Raw genomic sequence first — 17,516 nt, 5'->3', positions numbered from 1 at the left:
ATATCCGGCAATCAGTTCCGGCCAGAGGACCAGTTCCTGCACTCTGGTTTTGCCGCTCTCATAGAGTTCGTCAAGCGGCAGAGACAGAGTTCCGTCGGCGGAAATCCGATAGGCCAATCGAATTCCCAGCTCCCGGGAGATGAGCTGCCGTTCCGTGATTTCCCAGCCGTGCCCGGCATCGATTGCGGAGCGGCACACCTTTCCATATTGATCGAACCAACTGATTTCACCAGAAAAGACCATCGACATCCCCCTTGCCTAAAAATCCAAAGAAACACTATTACAGTTATATCATTCTTTCTTCACTATACACAGCATTTCCGGCAAAGTCAAGAGATGGATGTAAAAAAATATTTTTTTTGACGCCATTATGTCCACAGAAAATGACGTTTCTCACTTCATAAAGAAAGAGAGTTTGCTGTTCCCAATGAAGTACAGAGGCCCGGAAGAGATCGTAACGACCGGGGAATGCAGTTCCACCCGTCTGCCCAGATAATCCATGCACTGAAACTGTGCAGGATTCTGAAGCAAAAGAGATAACGGATTACGCACACTCCAGAGAGCGGAGATTGTTTTGCCCGCAGGAGTTTCCCAGTGAGCACTCCAGAGATCCCCGCGCCGGTTGAGACAGGGGCAGGTGGAGCCCGGTGGACAGAGCCGGGCCGTCGTCCGGTAAGCAATTGCCGCCGGTTTCATTTTCAGTTCATGTGTGAAGAGACCGAAATGGCTCTCCTTGTCATAAGGATTGCGTTCGCTCTGATGAATCTGGTACGGAAAGATCCGTTCCACTCCGCAGGCCTGCGCAATCAGCAGTGTCCGGGCGATGAGTTGAGCCTGTACTGTTTCGCTCACATTCATCAAACGGGAATTGCACAGTACAATCAAATTTCCTTTGAGATCGCTGTTCAACTTGTAAATAGCGCCGGAAATCCCCCTGAAATTTCCGCGTTCTCCGTAAAGAATGGGAATCAGTTCATCGCCGGGTTTCAAATTATCTGCCGTCAGAAACTCCAGCCGGTTGTTCGAATACAGCGGGCCGATGGAGGAAAATTCCGGAGCCAGACTCCAGCGGGTTGCTGCGGGAGGTATTCCGTCTTTTCCCCATCGTGATTCAACAGCGATATGAAGCTTCTTGAAATAATCGCTCTCGCGGACATGAAAACTCCCGTCCGCCCCCTTGTGGGTCTCCCAGAAAAAAGGGGTCCCGCCGGATGCCAGCAGCAACGTTCCGCCGCGTTTCAAATATCCTTCCAACGCCTCCCTGCCGGCCACCGGGAAGGAGCGGAATATACACGGGATCAAAACTGGAAATCGTTTGACATCCAGCTGTTTCAACTCCTCCAGACGAATTTTCACAATCGGGTTTTCAATCGAATGACCATCGTCATACTGACAGGGGTTTTCATTGGTCTCATCCGGATCACAGAGCACGGCGATGGTACAATCCGGAGCGATTCCCAGTCGTTTCAAAAACAGCGGAAGGCCGCGGGAAATCATCGGGTCCGCGTTAGCGGTCGGCCAGCCGATCTCCGTAATCCATATCGGTCTGTCGCTTGCGCCGTACCGTTCCATCAACTGGCGCAATTCACGCAATTCTGGAATCATCAGCTCCGGCCCCCCCTCGATGTGATAAGGATGCACGCTCATGATATCAAACGAACCGACAGCACCGGCGGCGAAACTCGCTTCAATGTAGTCCAGCGGAACGCCTGCAGTTCCTCCGTAAACCACCTTTGCCTGCGGATCGACCGCTTTCACCAACTGATATGTCAGCCGAAGAAAATCAGCATAATCCCCCGGATCGGGGTTACGCCAGAAATGCTCCGAATTCTGCTCATTCCAAACTTCGTATTCGGAGATTCTTCCGACGTAACGGGAAACTGTTCTCGTCACGTAGTCGCTCCACTCTTTCCGATGCCAATGAGCGGGAGAAGCAAATTTCACGTTTTGCCCGAGAATCGCCAGCGGCCGGATCCCCGCCTGCTCCATCCCCTCCAGAACGCGATCAAAATATTGAAAATCCCACTCGCCCGGTCGCGGTTCCACGATCCGCCACCATAGATCGCCGCGCCCCTGTACGGCATGAATCGATTGCAGCGCCCGATTTTTTCTGGCATTCCAGCCGTCGGCGGAGAAATGGGAACAGGCGGCGTACGGCTGAAGTGTCCGGGGCCGGGGATACCAGACGACAGGTTTCACTTCGGTGATTTTTATGTCTCCCAGCCAGATCGTTTCCGCCGAGTCTTCAAAAATGATTTCAAGCGGGACAGTTCCATCTGGTTCAAATTCGTCCTGAAGCAAAGAGAAAGTCAGAGCATATTGCCGCCCGCTCTCCGGAACAGCGGCTGTTCCGCTTCTCAGCCGAATATTGCGCTTTCTCCCGATGATTCCGGAGATTCCTCTCGCCTTCCTCCCCCGGGCCACAAAGGAAAGAGTATATTTCCGTTCCGGAACCATGCCGGTGATTCTCTGCTTGAGGCTGCCGTAAGTACCGGGAGTGCGCGAAGTGAAATTGCTCATCCTCAGAGAGTTTCCGGGAATTTCCCGAACATATTCCACCCCTTCCAGCCGGAAAAGGCACTGATTCTGCACTCCAAGTTGCCATCCCACCGGACGGCCGTTATTGTCAAGTTGTTCGAACCGACCGTTCCTCACCAGATTCTCCGCCGCGGGAGCACACAGAACTCCCAGAAGAATCCAGCCGTATATCATGAGATTCTTCATCATGTTTTTCCTATTGCGCATTGCTCGGCACGGACCAGGTGTATTTCTGAGATTGGCCAAACCACCCGCGCATGACTCCGGCAACATGGAGATCACCAAACAGAATGTTGGCTGTCGTTTCACCGTTATGCCGCAGGCTGACGGCCCGGCCGGACGCGCCGGCCAGCTGCCCGCGGCCGTCGCCCAGATAGAAATACTGGTTCTGAGTGACCGTCACCTGACCACGCTGGGAATCAGCGGCAGCCAGTTCCCGGCTGTCCAGCCGTTGAAGTCTCAACGTCTTGAACACCAGGCCCTCCGTCTCTCCGATAACAACGACATTTTCAGTCGTTGCGGAATGGGCGGGAATTCCGTAGGAACTGCGGTTGTCGTACAACGGCGCCGACGGACAGCCGGCAACAGTACGCTTTTCTTTGGAAAATTTCGGCAGATAGTTCAACTCTCCCAGCGCCGTCTGCCAGTATGTCGCAACTCCGTCCAGCAGCAGAATCGCCCCGGGCAGATACCCGTCGTAATCATCAGCGTACAGTGCAAAGATATTCCCGCACTGCTTCAAATTGCTGTTACAGGAAGCGGTCCGGGCCCTGTCCCGTGCCTTGTTCAGGGCGGGAAGCAACATCGACGCGAGGATGGCAATGATTGCAATAACAATTAGAAGTTCTATTAAAGTAAATTTGTTGCATACCCTGACACTTCCGTCGTTTCGCTGGTACAGCATTTTGCCTCCTATGATATGGTTGCCGGAATTCCGGTTGAATTTCGCACAATCAGCTGCGGCGTGATGACACGCGGCTGAAGCGGTTCGCTCTCTCCGCTCAATTTGCGCAGCAGCCCCTCCACCGTACAGCGCCCGATCTGCTCAAATGGAATCTGTACCGAGGTCAGCAGTGGGAAAACCGAGGTCGCCAGCGGAGAATCATCGTAACCGATCACCGAAAGCTCTTCCGGAATCCGCATTCCCTCCGCATAGGCACGCTGATAAACCCCGAGGGCCATCTGATCGTTGGAGGCCAGGATCGCCGTCACGCCGCGCTGCAGCAATACCGCCGCGGCACGCCGCCCCCCCTCGACACTGTCCTCTCCGTTTACTTCCAGCGACGGATCCAGCGTCTCTCCATTCGCCGCCAGAAAGTCCCGGCACCCGGCCAGCACAGGATCCGGTCCATTCAACCGCCGCCGCGCCGAACCGATGTATCCGATCCGCCGGTGCCCGAGCCCGCGCAGATGAGCGAACGCCTGACGCGCGCCCTCCTCGTAATCCACATAGACCGGCGCGGAGGCCTGACGCAGATGCGTGACCAGCGGCAGCGACGGCGCAATCAGTTCCGCTTCGTCCGACGAAAGCTGCGGCAGCATGTTGATTACACCATCCACCATCCCGGAGGCGAATTTTTCCAGAAGCCGCCGCCCCTTTTCCGCATCCAGCCCGGCAATTCCCAGCACGATCTCATATCCGCGTTCGGCAAGAGAGTGCTCCATGTTTTCCAGCAGAATTCCCGTAGCGGAATTCCGGCACTGATCCACCAGAATCCCGATGAGACCGGTTCGGTTCTGTTTCATCGCTCCCGCAAAGTAGTTGGGCCGGTAGTTGAGCTCGCGAATCGCCCGGAGCACACGGCTCCGCACCTCAGCCCCCACCGGTCTGCGGCCGCTCAATGTGTGCGAAACCGTCGTCACCGAAACTCCGGCTGCCCGCGCCACATCGGTTATTTTCGCCTTTCCCGCCATCGTTGTTTCTGCATTCCTTTTCCATTGACAAACAATTTGACAAAACGTTTTGCCAATAATATTATACCATATCGACAGGTCAATGTCAATAGGAAATGTCTGAAAAATTAAAAGAATTTGCCGTGGAGGGAGACGGATTTCTTTCCATCGCCATTCCACGGCAAGAGAGAACAACTTACCTTCGATGCAGGGAGCGGGGAACCATCACCTTGCTTCCGGCAACAGGACCAGATCAATGAAATTCCCCGGCTGTTTCGGCGTCTGACCGATGCCGGGCGTCAGCTCAAGCCAGCCCGCCTCCCCCGGCCGTTGTTCACATTCACCAGCAAACTGAACCGCATTGCCGAACCGGCCTGCAGACGGAACGGACTCACCAGCAGACGCGGGAAGGCCAATTCATACACCGTCCTGCCGTTCTCCACGCGAATCGCCGATTTCACCGAAGGCACCACCCCCAGCTGCTTATCCACACTGTCATACAGTGCCGCCGCCGCCCGGAGCATGTAGACGACCGGCTTCCCCTGCCAGAGTCCAACGGCGAACTCGTAGTCGTCGTCCTGATATCCCTGCAGATCCTTCGTCGCATTGCGCAGCGGGTCGAACGCAATCTGCAGCGAATCGCCGTTCCAGAGTCCGGAGGGGCCGACCGCGCTCTCCACGACGTCGGCCTTGTCGACCGCCACAACAAGGTAGAGATAATTCTCATCCCAGCCCAGGCGCATTTCCGCCTGAATCCGATCCTCCTGCGGCGTCCACGGAGCGAGCCGGACCGCCTGAGCGGAGGTGAGCCGGAGCGGGACCATCTTCGACCACTCCCGGTCCCGCCCATCCACCGAAGGAGCGTTCGCCAGCTTCGGAACCAGGATCGAACGGAGGTTGAAGCGAACGCGCCGCGCAGCTCCTCCCGCCGGAATCACCTCCAGCTCAAACGGCCGGTCCGTCGGCGTGATCCCCGTGACCGTCTGAAACTCCACCGAGCGACTCTCCTCCGCCGGAATTGCCGGGAACTCCCGTTCCGTCACACCCTTCACGACGTTCGGCGTCAACACCTTCACCCGGCCGGAAACCGGGCGGTTCGAGCCGTTGAAGAGGCGAATCCGGAAAGAACTCTCCCCGCTCACCTCCAGTGCAGCGTCAAGGGGACGCGTCCCGCCGAGTTCCAGCGCTCCGATCCATTGTTTCAGTTCGTCGACCGCGGCCGCTGTTTCCAGGTAGACCGGAAACTCATCCAGCTCCAGCGTCAAACCGTTCTGCCGGGTCCCCATGAAGTCAAATACGGTGACCTTGCCGGCGCACGCTTCCGGAAGCGACGCCCTGACCGGTTTCCCGTTCCACTTCCACAGCACCGCCACACGGCGGTCGCCACGGTCGAAGAGATACCCCCGATAATCGCTGCCCAGCCGCACCCGGCCCGCCGGAACCGCTTCTTCCAGCCGGTCCGCCGCATTCCGCAACGCGAACATCACCGGAGCCGGACGCGCCAGATCGCCGGTGGCCGGATTCCCCGCCAGAATCATCGACCAGCCGGTGCCGCAGGCGGTCTGATCCATGCTGAAATGGTGGAACTCCTTCACCCCGTAAGCAAAGGCGATCAGCATCATCCGGGTATTGTAGGCGGCACGGCTCCGCTCCCACTCTGCAATCTGTTCGCCACGGGGCAGCGCCACACCGCGTTCCCCCGCTTCCGACGCGACCAGAATCAGTCCCGGCCGGCGGCGGTCGGCCAGTTTGCGCAACGTCACCAGGTCTTCCGCGTAATCCGGCAGCTCCGGCAGCGCCCGGTAGGGGTGTTCCGTGATGATGGACAACGCCTCCGCCGCCCCCTTCGCCAGCACGTTATCGGTCCACGAAATATCCGTATGACAGGAGGCCGGGCCGGCCACCAGTGCGGCGGGATCGACCTTTTTCAGCACCTCCTCCGCCGCCCGGATCGCTTCGGCATTCGCCTCCGGAGTCATCTCCCGGTGTTTTGCCGGATCCGTGACGCGGGTGCGTCCTCCCCAGATGTTGCTCTCGTTGAAAATTTCGTAGCTGTCGACCATCCCCTTCACGCCGGCCGCCGCCAGAGCCAGACGGCTCTTCCAGTCACTCCAGTCGGTGGGAGCGAGAAAGCGCGGCACATCCGCTCCGAGCATTCCGACGCACATCATGACCCGGAATCCATTCCGGTGGAAGAAGGGCACGTCACGGAACCCGTGGGTCGGCAGATTCCGGAAATCGGACCACATCCGCACCGCACCGAACCGGAAATCCTTCAGCATCGCAATCGCAGTTTCCGCATTCTGTCTCGAGTCGTAGTTGATGCCGAGGCGGGTCAACTGCTTTCCGGGGCGGTCGATCACGCCGAACTGAAAGCTGTACTTCACATCGCCGATGGAGAAATTCCAGTTGCAACTGCCCCGGAACTCTTCCGGCAACGGCAGTGTGCACCGGGAAACGCCCTGCCCCGCGGCGTCGAGTTTCCATGTCTCCTGTACCGCTTTCCCGATCCGGCGTCCCCGGAAATCCAGCAGCTCCCACCGGACCGGCAGTTCACGTTTCCCCGGAGCAACCACCGAAAACTCCGCCACGACCGGCTCCCCGGCAAAGCAGTAGCCGCGCGTATGATTCAGTTTGCCCGCAACGGAAATTGCCGGGTAAACGGCATCCCGAGCCGCACCGAGATGGCAGGCGGCATCATCCGCCCAGACCGTCGAACCGGCCGACGGAATCAGGCGCGGCGTCACCTGATGGAAAATCGATCCATAGCCGTTGACGGCATCGCCGTAGAGATAGCTCCCCCGGTCCTTCTCCCCCCAGCGCGGAACCGAGAGATCATACCGTTTCCACTCCGTCCCCACCGTCACTTCGCGGCCATAGGCGATGCCGGAGGCGAGATAAAGCCCCAGAGTCACCTTCGTCTTCGGTTTCTCCGCCTTGAGCCAGACTGAAAACGACATCGGAGCTCCCGCCTGGAACGGCACGGAGTTGTAACAGAAATAACCGGTCGAATCCGGCGCCGCCTCCAGTCGGAAGGAGTTGCGTCCGGAGTGTTTCACCCGGCTGTCCACCGCCGCCGCCATCGCGCGGCGATACACCTTGCCGTAACCGTCGTAGATTCTGCCGTCGTCCGCCATCGCACCGGTCCGGCCGCTGAATGTGCTGACATTGAACCAGCCCAGCTCCGCGCCGCCGTTGGTCAGCCAGTTTTTCGCCGGATTCACCTTCTCCCCGGCCGCCGGCGCAAAACCGGTCCTGCCGATCCGGTAGATCCCGGCTCCGGAGAGGTCAAAGCGCAGATGGAGGTCGTTGAGATCTCCCGGCAGAATCTGATCGAACGAAAAACGGTTGTCTTCGCCGGAGAGAACCAGCTGTTTCACCTTCCAGAAATGTTTCTTCTTCTCCCCCTGCGTCCCCTCAAAATAGAGTTTCGCCGGCAGACCGCCCGGCTGGGAAGAGGCGGCGAGCTCCAGCCGCATGTTCTGTAGCCGGTGGGCAGGCGTAAACGGCAGATCGTGGGCACGGAAAATCACCTCCGCCTTCGGAAATTTCTTCCGCAGTCCGGCAGTATCCACCACCAGCAAGCCCGGCTCCGTTGACACCTGCAGAGAATTCACCGCCTCGAACGGCTTCACCGAAAACACGCCGGCCAGCCGTGTTCCCTTGCGAACCACAAGGGAACCGTTCTTTTCCTGCCGTTCCAGACGGCAGGTACCCCAGTCCGGTGAAAATGCCGATGCGGCCACGGCGACGAACACCAGGCCGCCGATCACAAATCCCATCCATCGTTTCATGCATGCTTCTCCCTATTTGTATCTTCCGAAATAACGGCTGCGATCTCCATACAGTTCACCGAGACTTTTGGATTCGACGTGTCCATCCAGAAACAGGACATTGGTCACCATCGACCGAGGAGCGGTATCCCCATCGCTCTCCGTCACATACATCGACATTCCGCCGCCATGAACATAGCGGATGTGATAATTCCAATAGACCGTGTAAGTGTTAGTCGCGCTGTTTTCCAGATTCGCTCCGCCGTCGATTAAGTTCACCCGGTAACTCGGACGCGGAATCGATTCCGTCTTGAAACTGGCCATGGCCCAATTGCGATAAGAGCTGCCGGTTTCCATTCCCTTCAACTCACCGAAGCCGCAATTCATTACGTAAGTCCGTTCCACCGGAGCGGTGGCCGAAGGACAGAGCAGAAGTTTGCAGTTCCGCCCGTCCGCCCCCTGATAGGTGGTGGCGCCGGATATCGGCAGCAGATTGGCCAGCCACAGCATGCCATACCATTTTTTGTTGGCGTTGAGCGCATTCGACGGCCCATTCGTAAGCTCAAGATTCTCCGCAAACGGCCTGACTCCATACATTCCCTCGTAGGAGAAGAGCGCCAGCCCGAGCTGCTTGAGGTTGTTGAGGCAGGTCGTGGTCTTCGCTCGCATGCGCGCCTTGTTCAACGCGGGCAACAGCATACTGGCCAGAATGGCAATAATGGCTATTACTATGAGGAGTTCAATCAAGGTAAATCTTCTGCCGAATCTGCAATTCCTCATTCGCTGCTCCTTTCCCGCTCATTTCATCTTCAGCCGGCGCATTCATCCCGGGCAACCGGCCTGGAATTCATCCCGGAGGTTTTCTTCATTAATTGTACCTGATCCCCCCTCCGAAGTCAATAGCAAGAAAAGGAAATATATCAGTAATACTGACAATTATATCAGAGATTCTATCAAAATAGACTTCCGCATCACCCGCCCCGGCAGGCGCACACAATGTTACGAAAAATAAGAATATTACACGGAAAAAATCAATACACGCACAATATCCGCACCGCAGGGACAATTTGCGCCGGCATAAGTTTTTCCTGCAAAATGTTCCCCCCGGAACATCCGGGATATCCAGCTCCTGTACCCGCAGAATCAACTTTTGAAGAAGTTTCCCGTACTTGCAAGCCGCAGTTTCCCCGCTATAGTATAGAGCGATACCCTCCAAAATAGAGAAAGATGCGTCAACATGGATCATCCGCGCCAATACTGGCTCCGACAGTTGCTGAGCCTTGCCGACCCGGTTCTCAATGCCTTGAACCGGGGAGAACTTCGCAAAACAATGCCGCAGGAAGCGAAAGTCGACCGTTCCGACTGCTCCTGCATGGAGGCGTTCGGCCGGCTGCTCTGCGGCCTCGCCCCGTGGTTGGAACTTCCTCCGGACAACAGCGCCGAAGGAGTTTTGCGACGCCGTTATCTGCAATCAACCCTTGCGGCAGTTGAAGCCGCGGTTGATCCGGCCTCTCCCGACTACCTGTGGGCGCCACCAGGAACCAGACAACCCAATCCGCAACTGCTGGTGGATACCGCATTTTTCGCCCACGCTCTGCTCCGGGCACCGCGACAGCTCATCGGCGGAATGAGCGGGGAACTGCGAACCATGACCGCGGAACTGCTCTGCCGTTCCCGTGTCATCACCCCCGCTCCGAACAACTGGCTGCTCTTTTCCGCCATGGTTGAAGCGGCACTGCTGAAAATGGATTTCCCCGCCGACCTGACCCGGATCGCCTACGCCCTGCGCCAGCACGACCAGTGGTTCAAAGGGGACGGCATCTACGGCGACGGCTGCAACTTCTCGTTCGACTACTACAACAGTTACGTCATTCAGCCGATGCTGCTGGATATCACTTCTCTCATCGCCGACCGCTCCGAAGAGTGGGAAACGCTCCATCGCAAAGTCCTGCAGAGAATCCGCCGTTATGCGGCCATTCTGGAGCGGATGATCGCACCGGATGGCTCCTTCCCCGCTGTCGGCCGTTCGCTCGCCTACCGGTGCGGCGCCTTCCATGCGCTCAGCACCGTCGCGTTGCACCACGAACTGCCGGAGGAACTGCATCCCGCCGCCGTCCGCGAGGCGCTTTCCGCCGTTATCGCACGGACGCTTGACGCCCCGGACACCCGGGATTCGAACGGCTGGCTCCAGATCGGCCTCTGCGGCCATCAGCCCGCCATCGGAGAAGTTTACATTTCAACCGGCAGTCTCTATCTGGCTTCCACCGCCTTTTTGCCCCTCGGGCTTCCGGCGGAGGATCCCTTCTGGAGCGCGCCGGCGGAGCCGTGGAGCGCTGTGAAAATCTGGTCCGGCGGGGACATGCCCGCCGATCACGCGGTCCAGGACCTCTGACGGTCAGTTCTTCAAGCTCTGAATCGGCGCCGGAATCCGTCCGCCGCGGGCGATGAACTCCGCCGGAGAACGGCCGTTCACCCGAATCACCGGCGCCTCGCCCAGCAACCCGCCGAAGGAGACCGTATCGCCCTCCCGGCAGCCGGCGGCCGGAATCAGCCGCACTGCCGTCGTCTTCGAATTGACCATGCCGATCGCGGCCTCGTCCGCGATGATGCCGGAGATCACTTCGGCCGGAGTATCCCCCGGAATCGCAATCATATCCAGCCCCACCGAGCAGACCGCCGTCATCGCCTCAAGTTTTTCAATGCTGAGTGCACCGCAGCGGGCCGCCTCGATCATGCCGGCGTCTTCCGACACCGGAATGAACGCGCCGGAGAGTCCGCCGACGTGCGAGGAGGCCATCACGCCCCCCTTCTTCACCGCGTCGTTGAGCATTGCCAGAGCGGCGGTCGTCCCGTGACAGCCGCACTTCTCCAGCCCCATCGATTCCAGAATGTAGGCGACCGAATCCCCGACCGCGGGCGTCGGTGCCAGCGAGAGATCGACGATTCCGAACGGCACACCCAGCCGCTCGGAGGCTTCCCGCGCCACAAGCTGCCCCACCCGGGTGATCTTGAACGCCGTCCGCTTGATCGTCTCCGCCACCTCCGTAAGGTCACACGCGCCGCGGCGGCGAATTGCCGAGGCGACAACACCGGGGCCGGACACGCCGACGTTGATGACCGTCTCCGGTTCCCCCATGCCGTGGAATGCACCGGCCATGAACGGATTGTCCTCCGGAACATTGGCGAACACCACCAGTTTCGCACAGCCAATCGACTGCCGGTCGGCGGTCAGCTCCGCCGTTTTGCGGACAATCCGCCCCATTTCAGCGACCGCATCCATGTTGATTCCGGCCTTCGTGCTGGCGACATTGACCGAGGAACAGACCCGCTCCGTCACCGAAAGCGCTTCCGGAATCGACTCGATCAGCACCCGGCTTCCCTCGGTGAATCCCTTCTGCACCAGCGCACTGTACCCGCCGATGAAGTTGATGCCGAGCTCGTGTGCGGCACGGTCGAGTGTCCGCGCCAGACGGACCGTCTCCTCCGCGTTCAACCCGCCCGCCATCAGAGCGATCGGCGTCACGGAAACGCGCTTGTTGATGATCGGAATGCCGTATTTTTTTTCGATCTCCTCGCCGGTTTTGACCAGATTCGCCGCCCGGCGCATGATGCAGTCGTAGATGCGGTCGGCCAGACGTTTCGCATCGTCACACTGGCAGTTGTACAGTGAAATCCCCATCGTGATCGTGCGGATATCGAGCCGCTCCTCACGAATCATGCTGATGGTTTCCAAGATATCTCTGGAGTCGATCATGGTCAGATCCTGTGCATGGAGTTGAAAATGTCTTCGTGCATGACATGAATGTCGAGACCGTCCTTGCGCCCGAGCGCGGACATGCGGTCGACAAAATCGTTGAAGGTCACCGTCAACGCCCGGATGTCGACAATCATGATCATGGTGAAATACCCATTGAGCACCGTCTGGGAGATGTCGAGGATGTTTGCCCCGTATTCGGCACAGCCCGCACTCACTTTGGCGATAATTCCGACAGAATCCCGTCCGACGACGGAAACAACAGCTTTCATGGCAATTCCCTTTCGATGTGTTTGCGGGATAACATACCCCTGAATTGCGGATTATCAAACGAAAAAAAAGAATTCCGTCTCATCCGCCTGCCGCAGACGGCCTATTTCCGCGTCTCCAATCCAAATTCCGCCGCCAGCGCCTGGTACTTGGGATTGGAGGGGAAGAGTTCCAGCATCCGTCGCAGATGCTTCGCCGCCGCGGCACGGTTTCCGCGCGCCATCTCCAGATCGAAGAAGCGCCGGTAGAGCGAAGGCCGGTCCGGCGTGCAACGGGCCGCCTCGCGATAACATTTCTCCGCCATCGCACCGTCGCGGCGGCTCCAGAAATAGTCCCCGGCAATCTCCCACGGGAACGGGGAACCGGGACGCAATGCCACCGCCTCCCGGAGCGCCTTCACCACTTCGGCATCCGAAACCGGTCGCAGACGATCCTGCGCCGACTGCGGCCGCGCCAGCGTAATCAGCCGGTCATACGCCATTTCCGCCCGCAACCAGAGGATGTTCCCCATCGCCGCCACGGCGGCAAGCAGCATCCCCGCCGCGACCAGCAGCCAGCGCCGCCGCCCGCGGGCAGCCATCTGCGCGGAGGCTTCCGGCAATGCGGCAACCAGCATCGCTCCAGCCGCCGCCATGGAAGCGGGGATCTGCAGATCGACATCCATATGCGCATGAAGCAGAAACGCACACTCCCCCCAGAAGACGGCACGAGCAAACCCATCCGCCCCCTCTTCCGGCGTCTCTTCTCCGCCGCGCCGGAAGATCCTCCGCCCGAGCCAGAAGAGCGGCAGCAGCACGGCGGCAAGCGCCACCGCCCCGCCGATCACACCGGTCTGCGAAGCGAACGCCATGACCAGATTGTGCGGATCGTGCGCCGATTCATCGGTCCCGGTGGTTTTGAGCTCCATATGCCGATAGAAGAATCCGCCCCAGCCGTGACCGGCAAGCGGTTTTTCCGCAATCATCTTCACGGAACTGCGCAGGTAGTCGACCCGCTCCGCCATCGAACCGAAACCGCGTCCGGCCCGGTGGATGTAGATCGCTCCGCCGACGATTGCCAGTGCCAGTACCACCACCGGAATGCAGCGGTAAATCCGCCGCTTCGGCAACGTCATGGCAAACGCTCCCGCCGTCAGCAGTGCGGCGAGAAACGCCGCCCGGCTCCGGGTCAGCAGCAGCACCGCGGCCAGTCCGGAGAACACCAGACCGCAGAGAAGAATCCGGGAGAGCCGGACCGGTTCGAAATGACCGGCAAACCGCCAGACCGCATACAATGTCACCGGCAGCAGGAGGAGGAGATAGCCGGCCAGCACATTGCAGGAGACGAAGGTGGCGAACACACGGTCGTCGTTGATCTTCGCCACCATCACGTGGCTGATCGGAATTCCTTCGGCGATCTGCTTCTCCACAAACTCACGCGTCTCGGCAAATCCGACAAAATACTGGGAGAGGCCGGAGTAGATCAGCCAGCACGCCCCCGCCGCAAGCGCCGCGCAGAACCAGCGGCGTTCTTCCGGCCGGTTCCGCAGCCAGAGCCGGACGGCCAGCACATACGCACCGATGCCGGCCAGATGGATCGTCTCCCCCACGGCATAATCGATCGTGGCGGCATTGATCCAGCCGATCAGCGAGACAAGGACCAGCCCGAAGCTCCAGAGCAGTGCGGTGGCGCCGCCTGAGGTGCGCAACGGCCGCATTCCGGGCGCAAACACCACCAGTGCGGCAAACAGCGCCACGCCGGAAAAGATTCCGAACGAATGCGCCGGCCAGTTGATGATCAGCCAGGAGAAAAGATCCCCCGGATAAAACGACGTCGCTTCCGGAAGAACAGCCAGAGAACCGAATTTCAACGGCAGAAGAAACGTGAGCCCGATCAAATATCCGGCACACCACTTCGCCGCCCAGCCGCCGTTCTCCCGCCGCCCGTTCATCGTGAAAACACAATCGTTCGGCAGCCGGAGGTAATCACCCGGTGCTCCAGATGAGCGCGGACCGCGCGGGTGAGCACCCGGCGTTCGATGTCCTTGCCGATGTTTTTGAGATCGGAAGGATCGTTCTCGTGGGAAATCCGCTCCACATCCTGTTCAATAATCGGCCCCTCGTCGAGTTCGGCGGTGGCGTAATGGGCCGTGGCTCCGATCATCTTCACCCCGCGCTCCCAGGCGCGCTCGTAGGGATTCCCCCCCTGAAACGCGGGAAGGAAGGCGTGGTGAATGTTGATGATCCGCTGCGGGAACTGCTCGATGAAGTGATCGGAAAGAATCTGCATGTAGCGGGCCAGCACCACCAGGTCGATCCGGTGCCGTTTCAGCAGATCCAGCACCCGCTCCTCCTGAGCCGCCTTTCCGTCCGGCACCATCGGGCAGCAGTAGAACGGAATCCGGAAGCGGTCCGCCACGCTCTCCAAGTCCGGATGGTTGCTGATGATCAGGGGAATCCGGCAGTTGAGGTCCCCCTCCTCCGCATGCATCAGCAGATCGTAGAGGCAGTGCGACGTTTTGGAGACCATGATTGCGACATTCTGCGGCACATCGTCATAATAAAGCGAATAGTGCAGATCGAACTTCCGGGCCAGCTGAGCGAAATCCTCCTCCAGCTGTTTGCGGGTGGTCTGCTCGCAGAGATCGATGATGATCCGCATGAAATATTTGTTTTCCCGCACATCGGTGTACTGCCGGCAGAGCAGAATGTTGTAGCCGTGCGAATAGAAAAACGTTGAGATCTCCGCCAGCAGCCCCTTCCGGTCACTGGTCTGTATCAGAAAAATCGCTTTCCGCATAAAAAATCCATTCCGAAATTACAAGTTGTCCGCAAATGCAATCTGTTAAAGATAGCACTTCCCGGAACAATTTTCCAGTCCGCGTCAGAGTCCGTCGGCGAAATCGATGGCGCGGGCATTCTCCAGAATGAGCGCCCAGCTCTCCTCGGGCCCGGGCGTCGACTGGCGGAGAAAGTTGACGAAATCGGCACAGCGGCGAACCTCTTCCGGGAATTCCACCACAGAAATTGTCCCGTCGCACCGGAGCACACGGATTCCGCCGCGCGCATCTTTCGGTTTGTCGAATGCGACCGGCAGGCGACCGCAATCCGCCCTCCCCTCCGTAAGTCCGCTGCCCACGTAGGCGATCTTCAGGTTGGATTCGGCAATCTCCCCGCCGCCCGGCAGCAGCACGCTCCGGTCGAGGCACTCCTGATCGATCAGCCGTTTCACCCCCGCGGCTCCTTCGCCGACCGGAAACAGGCCGCGGGAGTCGACGCAATAGATGGTGCAGGCGACGCCGATCCGTCGAAAAAGCTCCAGATCTGCAGGCTGGGCGGCCGCGGCGTTCCGGAAGAGATGCAGCCCCGTCATGCAGAGCACCGCAAGCAGGCAGAGCAGGATGCCGATTCCCGCGGCTCCGGCCATCAGGTTGCGGCGTTTCCCTGCGGCAAGAAGTTCCGCGGGGAGTTCCGGAACCGCGCCGGCGGCCTTTTTCTCTTCTCCGACCGGCTCCGGCTCTTTTTCAGGCTCTGCCGCCGCATTCCCGTTGGATGGAAAGAGCGTTGGAGGCACCGCCGAAGCCGGGCGGACCAGCGGTGGAGGCAGCGGCACCACCCGGGGACCGTTTGCAGAATCCGGACGGGGAATCCGCACACGCTGATTGCAGGCGGAACAGACGGCCAGCCTGCCGCTCCAGGCTTTCGGCACCGAGATATGCTGCCCGCACACGTCGCAGGAAAATTTGAATGTCTCCGGCTTGGGCGAGAGAGCCGCGCCGGGGAGCCTGCTCCCGCAAGTCGGACAAAACGCAGCGGAATCCGGCACAACAGTGCCGCACTGAAGACACTTCATCCCTTCCCCCCCGAACTCGTTTCTGAACTCATCCTTGAACTATATAACATAACATCCTCGAAAAAAAAATCAATGTTTTTCCCCATTTTTTTACTGGAGTTGCGGCAATGCACGATGACAAAAAAATTCTCACCGCAGAGACAAGTTCTTTTTTTCGCCTCGTCACCCGACTTTTTCTGCAGAAAAATTCAATTTTTTTTGCAGAGACCGTTTGCAAAAATAAAAAAGTGGTCTATTTTAAGTGGCGTGGCGGGTTAGCTCAGTTGGTTAGAGCGTCGGAATCATAATCCGTAGGTCTCGTGTTCGAGTCACGAACCCGCTACCAATTTTGATTTTTTGAATGGTCCGAAATTCAATCGCGGCCTGATTTGCACGGTTCCGGGAACCGGATGCACGTCAGACAGGTTATCTGAATTTGGGCTTTTTTTTTGCCTTTTTTCAGCGGAAAGCCAAACTCCGGAAAGATACAGAATGAATCGAGTCAAATTCAGCGTCTTTGCCGACCTTCACTACCGGGAGGGGAACTGGAACCAGGCGGCGGAACGGCTGGAGGAGATTCTCGCCCGCGCCAGTCGACAAAAGGTCGACTTCATCATGCACTGCGGCGACTTCTGCCATAACGTCAAGATTGCCCGGCCTCTCATTGAACGCTATAACAACTACGCCATCCCCACATTCCACACGATGGGCAACCACGATTTCGAAGAGACCGATACGGTCGAAGCGGTGACGGAAGCGTACAAGATGGAGGGGAAAAGTTACTATTACTTCGACAGAAACGGATTCCGGCTGATCTCCATCGATACAAACTTCCACCATGCACCGGATGGTTCCGTCGTCCACTACGCCTCCAGCGACGTCTGGACCAAATGTCATCAGAAAGAGCTGCTGATTCCGGAAGAGGAGCTGGAATTTCTACGCGATGCGATTCGCACCGCGCCGGGACGATGCATCGTATTTTCCCACTGCAGCATCGTCCGCCCCAACGGCGTCGCCAACCGGCAGGAGGTGCTTGCACTTCTGCGGCAGGAGCCGGGCAAGGTCCTCCTCTGGATCAACGGCCACCACCACCGGAACAATCTGCAGATTGTCGAAAACATCGCTTTCTTCGACTTGAACAGCACGACTTCGGAGTGGATCAATACGCCTCATCACGCCTATCCGCCGGAATTGATGGCGAAATTTGCGCTGTCCGACCATGAACTGCTGTTCGAAAAACCGGTCCACGCGATCGTGACGGTTTCCGAAGATGGAGAAATTCAGATCGACGGCATGCGCGGCGGCATGTACCTCGGGATCACCCGCGCGATGACCGGGAATCCGGAATTCGACTGCGCCGGCCTTCCCTGCGACGCCTCCGTTCTTTCCGCACATTTCAAACTTCTCCGTTAGTCAGGCCCTCAATCGCAGAAAAGTCGGAAAAAAATACGATTGCGCCTTGTAAAATTCTTCACTCT

The 17,516-nt window shown here is 58.6% G+C and carries 13 protein-coding genes, 1 tRNA gene and 1 pseudogene; 3 read left to right on the top strand and 12 right to left on the bottom strand.

Translation table 11 applies throughout. The features are described from left to right. From ACMLHG_RS04955 to ACMLHG_RS04930, 6 genes are all read right to left on the bottom strand, one after another. Nucleotides 1–243 (bottom strand): hypothetical protein (locus ACMLHG_RS04955; RefSeq protein ID WP_417169750.1); only part of this gene is annotated, 243 nt, incomplete at its 3' end. A gap of 150 nt (nucleotides 244–393) precedes the next feature. Further along, a complete protein-coding gene (locus tag ACMLHG_RS04950) occupies nucleotides 394–2,727 on the bottom strand; it encodes a hypothetical protein (protein WP_417169749.1) in 2,334 nt (777 codons plus the stop codon). A 7-nt stretch (nucleotides 2,728–2,734) separates the two neighbouring features. Next, entirely contained in the window at nucleotides 2,735–3,442 is a 708-nt protein-coding gene (locus ACMLHG_RS04945; protein WP_417169748.1) for a prepilin-type N-terminal cleavage/methylation domain-containing protein, read from the bottom strand. Nucleotides 3,443–3,450: 8 nt separating this feature from the next. Beyond that, nucleotides 3,451–4,452 carry a LacI family DNA-binding transcriptional regulator gene (locus ACMLHG_RS04940; RefSeq protein WP_417169747.1) on the bottom strand — a complete coding sequence of 334 codons (1,002 nt, stop codon included), beginning with the start codon at nucleotides 4,450–4,452 and terminating at the stop codon, nucleotides 3,451–3,453. A 278-nt stretch (nucleotides 4,453–4,730) separates the two neighbouring features. Further along, a complete protein-coding gene (locus tag ACMLHG_RS04935; protein WP_417169746.1) occupies nucleotides 4,731–8,225 on the bottom strand; it encodes a sugar-binding protein in 3,495 nt (1,164 codons plus the stop codon). Between the two features lie 12 nt (nucleotides 8,226–8,237). Beyond that, nucleotides 8,238–8,984: a DUF1559 domain-containing protein gene (locus ACMLHG_RS04930; protein WP_417169745.1), complete on the bottom strand. Its 747-nt coding sequence runs from the start codon at nucleotides 8,982–8,984 to the stop codon at nucleotides 8,238–8,240. A gap of 457 nt (nucleotides 8,985–9,441) precedes the next feature. Here ACMLHG_RS04930 and ACMLHG_RS04925 point away from each other — a divergent pair, with 457 nt between their 5' ends. Next, on the top strand, nucleotides 9,442–10,596 hold the full coding sequence (locus ACMLHG_RS04925; RefSeq protein ID WP_417169744.1) for a DUF2264 domain-containing protein: 1,155 nt from the start codon (nucleotides 9,442–9,444) through the stop codon (nucleotides 10,594–10,596). 3 nt (nucleotides 10,597–10,599) lie between these two features. On the opposite strand, the gene ACMLHG_RS04920 is transcribed toward ACMLHG_RS04925, so the two are convergent. The 6 genes and pseudogenes from ACMLHG_RS04920 to ACMLHG_RS04895 form a co-directional block, all read right to left on the bottom strand. After that, nucleotides 10,600–11,958, bottom strand: coding sequence for a PFL family protein (locus ACMLHG_RS04920; RefSeq protein ID WP_417169743.1), 1,359 nt, complete (start codon nucleotides 11,956–11,958; stop codon nucleotides 10,600–10,602). A 2-nt stretch (nucleotides 11,959–11,960) separates the two neighbouring features. Next, nucleotides 11,961–12,230, bottom strand: a complete 270-nt coding sequence (locus tag ACMLHG_RS04915) for an ACT domain-containing protein (protein WP_294437559.1) — start codon at nucleotides 12,228–12,230, stop codon at nucleotides 11,961–11,963. A 101-nt stretch (nucleotides 12,231–12,331) separates the two neighbouring features. Then, nucleotides 12,332–14,158 (bottom strand): O-antigen ligase family protein, encoded by a 1,827-nt coding sequence (locus tag ACMLHG_RS04910; protein WP_417169742.1) that lies wholly within the window; start codon nucleotides 14,156–14,158, stop codon nucleotides 12,332–12,334. Continuing rightward, nucleotides 14,155–15,006, bottom strand: coding sequence for a formyltetrahydrofolate deformylase (purU, locus tag ACMLHG_RS04905; protein ID WP_417169741.1), 852 nt, complete (start codon nucleotides 15,004–15,006; stop codon nucleotides 14,155–14,157). Before purU ends, ACMLHG_RS04910 begins: the two co-directional genes overlap by 4 nt. Before the next feature lie 84 nt (nucleotides 15,007–15,090). Next, nucleotides 15,091–15,915 carry a hypothetical protein gene (locus tag ACMLHG_RS04900; protein WP_417169751.1) on the bottom strand — a complete coding sequence of 275 codons (825 nt, stop codon included), beginning with the start codon at nucleotides 15,913–15,915 and terminating at the stop codon, nucleotides 15,091–15,093. 78 nt (nucleotides 15,916–15,993) lie between these two features. Further along, nucleotides 15,994–16,059, bottom strand: a pseudogene (locus ACMLHG_RS04895) (zinc-ribbon domain-containing protein); the annotation flags it as partial. A 248-nt stretch (nucleotides 16,060–16,307) separates the two neighbouring features. On the opposite strand from ACMLHG_RS04895, the gene ACMLHG_RS04890 reads away from it, so the two are divergent. Both ACMLHG_RS04890 and ACMLHG_RS04885 read left to right on the top strand, forming a co-directional pair. Further along, nucleotides 16,308–16,384, top strand: a tRNA-Met gene (locus tag ACMLHG_RS04890). Nucleotides 16,385–16,530: 146 nt separating this feature from the next. Next, nucleotides 16,531–17,451, top strand: a complete 921-nt coding sequence (locus ACMLHG_RS04885; RefSeq protein WP_417169740.1) for a metallophosphoesterase family protein — start codon at nucleotides 16,531–16,533, stop codon at nucleotides 17,449–17,451. The last annotated feature ends 65 nt before the right edge of the window (nucleotides 17,452–17,516 follow it).

The sequence above is a fragment of the Victivallis sp. genome (assembly GCF_048170485.1).
In the GTDB taxonomy this organism is placed as follows: Bacteria; Verrucomicrobiota; Lentisphaeria; order Victivallales; family Victivallaceae; genus Victivallis.
This window is presented reverse-complemented; position numbering and strand designations above follow the sequence as displayed.